7 protein-coding genes are annotated in these 8,830 nt (G+C 72.7%); 6 read left to right on the plus strand and 1 reads right to left on the minus strand.

Features of this window, described 5'->3' with window-relative positions; all coding sequences use genetic code 11:
- Positions 1–188 precede the first annotated feature (188 nt).
- The 4 genes from ACPA54_RS23290 (at position 189) to ACPA54_RS23305 (ending at position 6,314) form a co-directional block, all read left to right on the plus strand.
- The gene (locus tag ACPA54_RS23290; RefSeq protein ID WP_423532730.1) at positions 189–1,850 is read left to right on the plus strand and encodes a serine/threonine-protein kinase; all 1,662 of its coding nucleotides are present in this window, start codon (positions 189–191) and stop codon (positions 1,848–1,850) included.
- 126 nt (positions 1,851–1,976) lie between these two features.
- Positions 1,977–4,061, plus strand: a complete 2,085-nt coding sequence (locus ACPA54_RS23295; protein ID WP_423532732.1) for a protein kinase domain-containing protein — start codon at positions 1,977–1,979, stop codon at positions 4,059–4,061.
- A 22-nt stretch (positions 4,062–4,083) separates the two neighbouring features.
- On the plus strand, positions 4,084–5,196 hold the full coding sequence (gene prfB / locus ACPA54_RS23300; protein WP_423532734.1) for a peptide chain release factor 2: 1,113 nt from the start codon (positions 4,084–4,086) through the stop codon (positions 5,194–5,196).
- A gap of 308 nt (positions 5,197–5,504) precedes the next feature.
- Positions 5,505–6,314 (plus strand): hypothetical protein, encoded by an 810-nt coding sequence (locus tag ACPA54_RS23305; protein WP_423532736.1) that lies wholly within the window; start codon positions 5,505–5,507, stop codon positions 6,312–6,314.
- A 123-nt stretch (positions 6,315–6,437) separates the two neighbouring features.
- Here the strand turns inward: ACPA54_RS23305 and ACPA54_RS23310 are convergent, their stop codons facing one another.
- Positions 6,438–6,626, minus strand: coding sequence for a hypothetical protein (locus ACPA54_RS23310; protein WP_345680088.1), 189 nt, complete (start codon positions 6,624–6,626; stop codon positions 6,438–6,440).
- Between the two features lie 255 nt (positions 6,627–6,881).
- On the opposite strand from ACPA54_RS23310, the gene ftsE reads away from it, so the two are divergent.
- Positions 6,882–7,571 carry a cell division ATP-binding protein FtsE gene (gene ftsE / locus ACPA54_RS23315; protein WP_345680089.1) on the plus strand — a complete coding sequence of 230 codons (690 nt, stop codon included), beginning with the start codon at positions 6,882–6,884 and terminating at the stop codon, positions 7,569–7,571.
- A 150-nt stretch (positions 7,572–7,721) separates the two neighbouring features.
- Positions 7,722–8,636 (plus strand): permease-like cell division protein FtsX, encoded by a 915-nt coding sequence (ftsX, locus tag ACPA54_RS23320; RefSeq protein ID WP_345680090.1) that lies wholly within the window; start codon positions 7,722–7,724, stop codon positions 8,634–8,636.
- Positions 8,637–8,830 lie beyond the last annotated feature (194 nt).

The following is an 8,830-nucleotide window of genomic DNA, read 5'->3' on the forward strand; positions in this document are numbered from 1 at the left end:
GCCCCGCCATCATCCCCGCATCCTCGCACCCGGGACGAGGATGGCACTCCGCGCGCGCGAATGGGAATGATCTTGGGACCTGCGGGCACCCGGCGAACCGGGTGCGCGCCACGCGCGTCCCCGCACCCAAGGGACCCTGACGAGTCCCGGGCGCGCGCCATAGGGTGGGTGCCCAGAAGCCAGCACGCATGGGGAGAGCCGTGGACCGGCCGGTCGGAAGCAAGTATCTGCTGGAGGAGACGCTCGGCCGCGGGGCCAGCGGAACCGTCTGGCGTGCCCGCGTCCGCGACACCGGGGACGTCGTCGCGGTCAAGGTGCTGCGCGAGGAGCTGGCCGGCGACCCCGACGTCGTCACCCGCTTCCTCCGCGAACGCTCGCTGCTGCTCAAGCTCGACCACCCCAACCTCGTGCGGGTGCGCGACCTGGTCGTCGAGGGCGAGCTGCTCGCCCTGGTCATGGACCTCATCGACGGCCCCGACCTGCGCACCTACCTGCGCGACAACGGCCCCCTCCCGCCCGCGGCCGCCGCGCTCACGATGGCCCAGGTCTCCGACGCCCTGCGGGTCGTGCACGCGGACGGCGTGATCCACCGCGACCTCAAGCCCGCGAACATCATGCTCAACCGCAACGGCGACTCCCTCTACCCGATGCTGACCGACTTCGGCATCGCGCGACTCGCCGAATCGCCCGCGCTCACCCGCACGCATGAACTCGTCGGCACCCCCAGCTACGTCGCCCCCGAGTCCGCGGAAGGCCGCCCGCTCACCCCGTCGGTCGACATCTACGCGGCCGGCGTCGTGCTGTACGAGCTGGTCGCCGGGCATCCGCCGTTCACCGACTCCAACCCGATCGCGCTGCTGCACCGGCACCTCGCCGAGACACCGGTGCGCCCGGCGGGCATGCCCGACGCGTACTGGGCGGTCACCGAACGCTGCCTCGCCAAGCAGCCCGAACTGCGCCCCGACGCGGACGGCCTCGGCCGCGCGCTGCGGCTCGCCGCCGACATCGTCTCGGGCAACCGCCCCGACGACGGCTCGCTCGGCCGGCTCCTCGCCGCATCGGCGGCGGCCGGTGCCGCGGCCGGCCTGGCCGGGGCGGCCTTCGGCGCGTCCGGCGGCCCCGGGGCGCCCGGCCCACGCCTGCCCGGCGCGGACGACCCCACCCGGGTCGTGCCCCGCGGCGGCCCGCCGCAGCCGCCCGGCCGCCCGGACGCGACGCGCGTGATGGACGAAGTGCCGCCCGCGCCCTACCGCCCCGCACCCGCGCCCGCCTCACCGCCGCCCGGCTATCCGCCGCAGCCGATGTTCCGCGGCGACGAACCGGCGGGCTACGCACGCCAGAACGCGCCGGGCGCCTACGGACAGCCGCAAGCCCCGTACCGCACCCCCGAACCCCCGCCGCGCATGGCGCCCCCGCAACCCCCGCCGCAGCGCGAGGCGCCGCGCCCGCCGGACGTCGAACCGCCGCGCCGGGTCCGCGAACCGCGCCCGCCGCGCGAACCCCGTGAGCCTCGCGAGCGCCGCCGCGGCGGCTTCCGGCCGAGCCGCATCCCAGGCGTCGGCTGCACGCTCGGCTGCCTGATGCGCCTGGTCATCATGGGCGCGATCCTGTTCGCCATCTTCTGGTTCAGCCCGCTGCACGGCTGGTTCAACGACGCCGTGGACGTGTTCCACGAGATCAAGGGCTGGTACGAGAAGGCCAAGGACTTCTTCGACGGGGGAGGCGGCGGCGACGGCGGTGGCGGCGGGGATGGTTCGACCGCCAAGCTGCCGAGCAACCTTCCGAAGATCGACCCGAACAAGATCAAGGACGGCCTGCAGAACCTGCCGAGCCTGCCCGGCGCCGGCTGACCCGCCGCGCGCCCCTGACGCTCCCTCAGGGCGCGACACCGGGCTCCCGGTTCCGCGACACCGCACGGCACCGCGGGTCGCGGCAGGTAGCCTTCGGAAGGCACGGACGCCGAGGACGGAGCAGCAGTGGCACGCAGGATTGGGAGCCGGTACGTCGCCCTGAAGGTGCTCGGGCGCGGCGCGAGCGGCACCGTCTGGGCGGGCGAGGGGCCCGAAGGGCCCGTCGCCATCAAACTGCTGCGCGAGGACCTGGCGTCCGACGAAGTACTCGTCGCCCGGTTCGTGCAGGAACGCACCGCGCTGGTCAGCCTCGACCACCCGGCGATCGTCGGCATCCACGACCTCGTCGTGGACGGCTCCGACCTCGCGCTCGTCATGGACTTGGTGGACGGCCCGGACCTGCGCACCCGCTTGGAGAAGGAACGCGTCCTCGCCCCGGCACTGGCCGCGGCCATCTGCGCCGACGTCGCCGAGGGCCTGTCCGCGGCGCACGCGGAAGGCGTCATCCACCGCGACGTCAAGCCCGAGAACGTCCTCCTCGATACTCGGGGCGGCCAAGTCCGGGCGAAACTCACCGACTTCGGCATCGCCCGGCTCGTCGACGCACCGCGCCGCACCCGCGCGACCCGCATCATCGGCACGCCGGACTACCTGGCTCCCGAAATCATCGAGGGTCTCCAGCCGACCGCCGCCGTCGACGTGTACGCGCTGGGCACCGTCCTCTACGAACTCCTCACCGGCTGGACGCCGTTCGGCGGCGGCCACCCCGGCGCCGTACTGCGCCGGCACGTCACCGAACCGGTGCCCGGCATCCCGGGGTTGCCCGCACCGGTCGCCGAAGTCCTCGCCGCGTGCCTGTCGAAGGCCCCCGCGGCCCGGCTCACCGCGCGCGAGGTCGGCGAACGGCTGCGCGCCGCACTGCCCGCGCTGGCCGGCCTGCCCCGCTTCGACGTGCCCGCACCGGACGGCGGCCACCCGGACGGCCGCGCGCACCGCGGCGAGACCCCGCCGCCCCTGCCCGCCGGCGTCGTCCCGCTGGTGTCCGGCACCGAGCCGGACTCGTCGCGCGACACCCACACTAACCTCGCCCGGCCGACGTTCCCGGCCCCGCCCATCACCCCCTCACGGCACCGCACCACGCACCGCAAGCGCCGCGGCCGCACCGTCGCCACCGCGGCGGTCGTGCTGGTGCTGGCCGCGGGCGGCGCGATCGGCTGGTGGTACAGCAGCCGCGGCGACGACCCGGCGCCCCGGCAGCCGGTCGACAGCACCGTGGCGCCGAGCACCGGCGCCAGCGTCAACGGCACGCCGGGCAACGCCGCGAAGTCCGCCGACGCCACCCCGGACACCGCGGCGCAGGCCGCGCGGGTGCCGTCGTGGCCGCGCTGGGCGGGTCTGCCGGTGCCGCCGGTGCAGCTGACCGGCGGCCCCGCGGCCGCGCAGGCCACGGCGGACCGCACGTACGTCGTGCAGCGCGACGGCGCCGGGCAGCCGTGGGCCACCAGCGGCGACGGCGCGCAGTACGCCGACTGGCAGCGACTCCCCGCGTTCAAGGCCGGCGAAGACCTGGCGCTGGTGTCGCCCGGGCAAGGCCGTGTCGACGCCCTGGCCGTGGGTGCCGCCGACCGGCTCCTGTACCGCTGCTCGCTGTCCGACGGCAAGTGGGGCGACTGGGTACGGCTGGACGCCAAGACCCGGATCACCGGGGCCCCGGCCGCCACGATGTCCGGCGACCGCATGGAGGTCGTCGTCCGGTCCGGGGACGCACTCGCCTCGGGCACCCTCGCGAACGGCCAGTGGACCGGCTTCTCCACGGTGCCGAGCGCGCCGCGGATCGAGCAGGCGCCCGCGCTGACCGGGTCCGCGCCGGGCACCGTCGACGCCTTCGTCGTGCGGGCGGGCGACCACGCGGTGCTGCGCGTCCCGTTCACCGGCGGCGCCTGGCGCGAACCCCAGCGGATCGGCATCGCGGGCGCGGGCCGCCCGGCGGCCGCCTGGTCCGCGGAAGGCGGTCTGGTGGTCGTCCTCCCCGACGCGGCCGGCCGGCTCTCCGGCGCGGTGCCGGGCGCCGCCGACACCGACCCGTGGCGGCCTGTCGACCTGGCCAAGAGCACCCAGGACGGCGCCGCCGCGGTCGCCGCGGGCGCGGGCCGGGTGGACGTCTACGTGCGCACCCAGAGCGGCCAGATCCAGGTCGCGCCGTCCGCCTGACGGCGACCAGTACCATTGGGGCGTGGCTGCCATTGATCCTTCCGAAGAGCTGAAGTCCGTCGAATCCACCATGGAGTCGATCGAGGCGGTCCTCGACCTGGACAAGATGCGGGCCGACATCGCGGAGCTGAACGAGACCGCGGCCGCGCCCGACCTGTGGGACAACATCGAGAACGCGCAGAAGGTGACCAGCCGTCTGTCGTTCCTCCAGGGCGAGCTGCGGAAGGTCGAAGACCTGCGCCGCCGCATCGACGACGTCGCGGTCCTGTTCGAGCTGGCCGAAGCCGAAGACGACGCGGACACCCGCGCCGAGGCCGAGACCGAGCTCGGCGCCGTCCGCAAGGCCGTCGACGAGCTGGAAGTCCGCACCCTGCTGTCCGGCGAATACGACGCCCGCGAGGCGCTCGTCACCATCCGCGCCGAGGCCGGCGGTGTCGACGCCGCCGACTTCGCCGAGATGCTGCTGCGTATGTACACCCGCTGGGCCGAGCGCCACGGGTACTCCACCGAGGTCTACGACACCTCCTACGCGGAAGAAGCCGGCATCAAGTCGGCGACCTTCGCGATCAAGTCGCCCTACGCCTACGGCACCCTGTCCGTCGAGCAGGGCACGCACCGCCTGGTGCGCATCTCGCCGTTCGACAACCAGGGCCGCCGCCAGACGTCCTTCGCGGGCGTCGAGGTGCTGCCGGTCGTCGAGCAGACCGACCACGTCGACATCGACGAGTCGGACCTGCGCGTCGACGTGTACCGCTCGTCCGGCCCCGGCGGCCAGGGCGTCAACACGACCGACTCGGCGGTGCGCCTGACGCACATCCCGACCGGCATCGTGGTGTCCTGCCAGAACGAGCGCTCGCAGATCCAGAACAAGGCGAGCGCGATGGCCGTCCTCCAGGCCAAGCTCCTGGAGAAGCAGCGCCAGGAGGACCGCGCCAAGATGGACGCGCTCAAGGGCGACGGCTCGTCGTGGGGCAACCAGATGCGGTCGTACGTCCTGCACCCGTACCAGATGGTCAAGGACCTGCGCACCGAGTTCGAGGTCGGCAACCCGCAGTCGGTGCTCGATGGCGAGATCGACGGCTTCATCGAGGCCGGCATCCGCTGGCGCAAGCAGCAGCAGACCGCCGCGGCCTGAGCGGCCGCTACCGGCACCGGACGCCCCGCACGGGCGACCGGTGCCGCGGCGCGTCCGGGTCGCGCCCGGCGCGCCCGGGCGTCCGGCCGCGCGCCGATTCCGCCAGAGTCCGCGCGGAACCGGTGTATGGGCACGGCGAATTCGCCGCCTAAACCGGGCATCGGCGGGCAACCCTCGTAGATCGTCCTTGACGCTGCGCGTGCGTCTTCACAAGGCTGTGCGGCGCGGGGGAGCCGGAGTGCGAGGGCACCCAGACCGACCAAGGACGGCGGATGACGGGAAATACACGCGCCCGTGTAGTGCGCATAGTGGCGGCCGGCGTATTCGTCGCCGGGACCTCGCTCGCGGTGGCCGGGATCGCCGCCGCCGAAGGTCCCGACGCGTGTGCGGACGGCTCGCAGGACCAGGGCTGCACGGCGACGGATACGCCGAAGGGCCAGTCCACCGACCACCCGAAGAAGCTCATCGACCTGCCCAGCGTCCTGCCGACGCTTCCGGGTCTTCCAGGTCTGCCGGGTCTGCCCGGTCTGCCGGGTGTGGGCGGGACGACCGCCACCGCACCGGCGACGACGGCGCCCGGTACCTCGGCGAGTTCGCCGGCCGGCAGCCCGACCGCCGCGCCGACGACGAGCCCGGCGGCCACGTCGGGCACCGCCCCGGCGACCGGCAGCCCCGCGGCGACCACGCCCAGCGGCGGCACCGGCAGCGCGGAACCCACCGCGCGCGGCTGCGACGTACGCCGCTCCGGCGGGGTACTCGACGTCGACTGCCCGTCCACCGGGACCGGGAAGTCCGCCTCGGACGGCCAGTCCGGCGGCGGCAAGGGCCCCCAGCGGAACTACGGCGGCGCCACGCCCGTCCCACCGCCCACCGCGGAGCCGACGCAGGCCGAGGCGCAGAGCACCGTCGCACCGGGCAGCACGCCCGGCGCGGGCACCGGCACCGCGTCCCCGCACGCCGGTGCGGCCGCGACCGGAGGCCAGGAACTCGCCAGTACCGGACGCGGAGCCAACACCGCCTTCCTGCTCATCGGCGGAGTCGGCATGACCGCGGGCGGCTTCGGCTTCACGCTGCTGCCCAAGCGCCTGGAGCGCCGCCGCCCGGCGGCGGCCGCCTGAGCGCGGCCCGCGAGGCGACCGAACGCACACGAACCGGCGTACGCCCGAGCAGGGCGTACGCCGGTTCGGCGTTTCACGGTTCGATGGGGCGGCAGCGGTCACTCCGCTGCCACCGCGCGGGTGCTAGCCCGCCAGCCGCTGCGCGACGACGGCCGCGATGACGATCAGCGTGACCAGGGCGGCCAGCACGACCGGGGGCACCGAGATGCCGCCTTCGCGGTGTATGCGCTCGCGTGACGCACGGCACACCGGACAGCGGCCCTCGTTCACCGGCCCGGCGCAATTGGCGCACACCAAGTGCTCACACGTCATGACGTCCTCCTCGGCCCGGCAGGCCCGACCCGCCTGGTCGTCTCTCTGTAACGCGTACGAGGCCCTCGGAAGTTCCCGTCGCCCTCCGCTGTGCCGCTTAGACTCCTGCCGTGGCCACGCCTGTGGCCTAGCGCACCTGGCCTTCGCGCCCGGCCGTGGGGGCGATAGCGTCCCAGTGCGCGCCGGCGGCCCTCCCCGGAGGACTGCCCCCGTACGACGCCCTTGCCCCCTAGGATGGCGCGCTGTGATGCAACCGTGATCCGATTCGACAACGTCACCAAGACCTACGCGAAGCAACCCCGGCCCGCGCTGCAGGACGTCTCGCTCGAGGTGGAGAAGGGCGAGTTCGTCTTCCTCGTCGGGTCGTCCGGCTCCGGGAAGTCGACTTTCCTGCGGCTGGTCCTCAAAGAGGAGCGGCCGTCGACGGGCAACATCTTCGTGGCCGGCAAGGACCTCGGCCGGTTGTCCAACTGGAAGGTCCCCGCACTGCGCCGCCAGATGGGCACGGTGTTCCAGGACTTCCGCCTGCTGCCGCAGAAGACCGTCCGCGAGAACGTCGCGTTCGCGCTGGAGGTCATCGGGAAACCGCAGGGCACGATCCGCAAGGTGGTGCCCGAGGTGCTCGACCTGGTCGGCCTGGCCGGCAAGGAAGACCGCATGCCGGGGGAGCTGTCCGGTGGTGAACAGCAGCGCGTGGCGATCGCACGCGCGTTCGTCAACCGGCCGATGATCCTCATCGCGGACGAGCCCACCGGCAACCTGGACCCGCAGAACAGCGTCGGCATCATGAAGCTGCTGGACCGGATCAACCGGACCGGCACGACCATCATCATGGCGACCCACGACCAGGCCATCGTCGACCAGATGCGCAAGCGCGTCATCGAACTGGAGCAGGGCCACCTGGTCCGCGACCAGTCGCGCGGCGTCTACGGCTACCAGCACTGACAAGTGCGGTGGCCGGGTCGCGCGCGGCCCGGCCTCCGCACGGCCCGACGGGGGCGTCTCCGGCGCGTTTGCGCGGATCGGCCTCGTCCGGCACCGACGACCACCGACCCGGCGTCCCCGATGACGACGCCGCCGAACATTTAGGACATCATGCGCGCCACGTTCGTGCTGAAAGAGATCGGAATCGGTCTCCGCCGGAACCTGACCATGACGATCGCGGTCGTCGTCAGTGTCGCGCTGTCTTTGACGCTGTTCGGGGCAGGCCTGCTGGTGAGCACCCAGGCCAACTCGATGAAGGACTACTGGTACGACAAGGTCGAGGTCTCGATCTTCCTGTGCAACAAGACCGACCCGAAGAAGGACGGCTGCCTCGGCGGCGAGGTCTCCAATGCGGACCGGGACGCCATTGCGGCGGACCTGAAGAAGATGCCCGAAGTGGAGAAGATCTACTTCGAGAGCAAGCAGGAGGCCTTCACGCACTTCCGCGAGCAGAACAAGGACTCGCCGCTGGGCGACAGCCTCACCCCGGACCAGCTCCCCGAGTCCTACCGCGTGAAGCTCAAGGACCCGACCAAGTTCGAGGTCATCTCCAGCGCGTTCCGCGGCCGGGCCGGCGTGCAGTCGGTGCAGGACCAGAAGAGCCTGCTCAAGCCGTTCTTCGACCTGCTCACCAGTGCGCGGTACGCGGCTTACGGGATCATGACGTTCATGCTCGTGGTGGCGATCCTGCTGATCGTCAACACCGCGCGTGTCTCGGCGTTCAGCCGGCGCCGGGAGACCGGCATCATGCGGCTGGTCGGCGCGTCCAACTTCTACATCCAGGGGCCGTTCATCCTGGAGTCCGCGGTGGCCGGCATGGTGGGCGCGGTCGTCGCGTCGGGCTTGCTGAGCCTTGGCTACTACTTCGGCGTCAAGAAGGGGCTGGCGGACTCGATCCAGATGCTCAGCCAGCAGCTCATCGGCTTCAACGAAGTCCTCGCGGTGCTGCCGTGGCTGTTCATCATGGGCATCGGGATGTCGGCGATCGCGTCGTTCTTCACGTTGCGCAAGTACCTCAAGGTCTGACCGGGCCCTGCGGCATCGGGCCGCCGGGCTTCGGGCATTGCGGCGGTTTCGGTTCGGCATTCTCGGCGGGTTCGGCATTCTCGGCACTGCGGCAGCCGCGCGGCGTTGTGTGCGCCGCGCGGGGTCAGGAGTTGCCGGGCCCGGGGCGGTGGTGGCCCGGCCAATGGTGGGGCAAAGTTAGATATAAACAGGTT

The sequence above is a fragment of the Uniformispora flossi genome (genome assembly GCF_049534875.1).
GTDB classification, from domain to species: domain Bacteria; phylum Actinomycetota; class Actinomycetes; order Streptomycetales; family Streptomycetaceae; genus Yinghuangia; species Yinghuangia aomiensis.

Excerpts from the sequence above, each read along its gene's own strand:
- ACPA54_RS23290 (WP_423532730.1), top strand. The coding sequence starts at position 189 with ATGGGGAGAGCCGTGGACCGGCCGGTCGGAAGCAAGTATCTGCTGGAG.
- ACPA54_RS23310 (WP_345680088.1), bottom strand. The coding sequence starts at position 6,626 with ATGACGTGTGAGCACTTGGTGTGCGCCAATTGCGCCGGGCCGGTGAAC.
- ftsX (WP_345680090.1), top strand. The coding sequence starts at position 7,722 with ATGCGCGCCACGTTCGTGCTGAAAGAGATCGGAATCGGTCTCCGCCGG.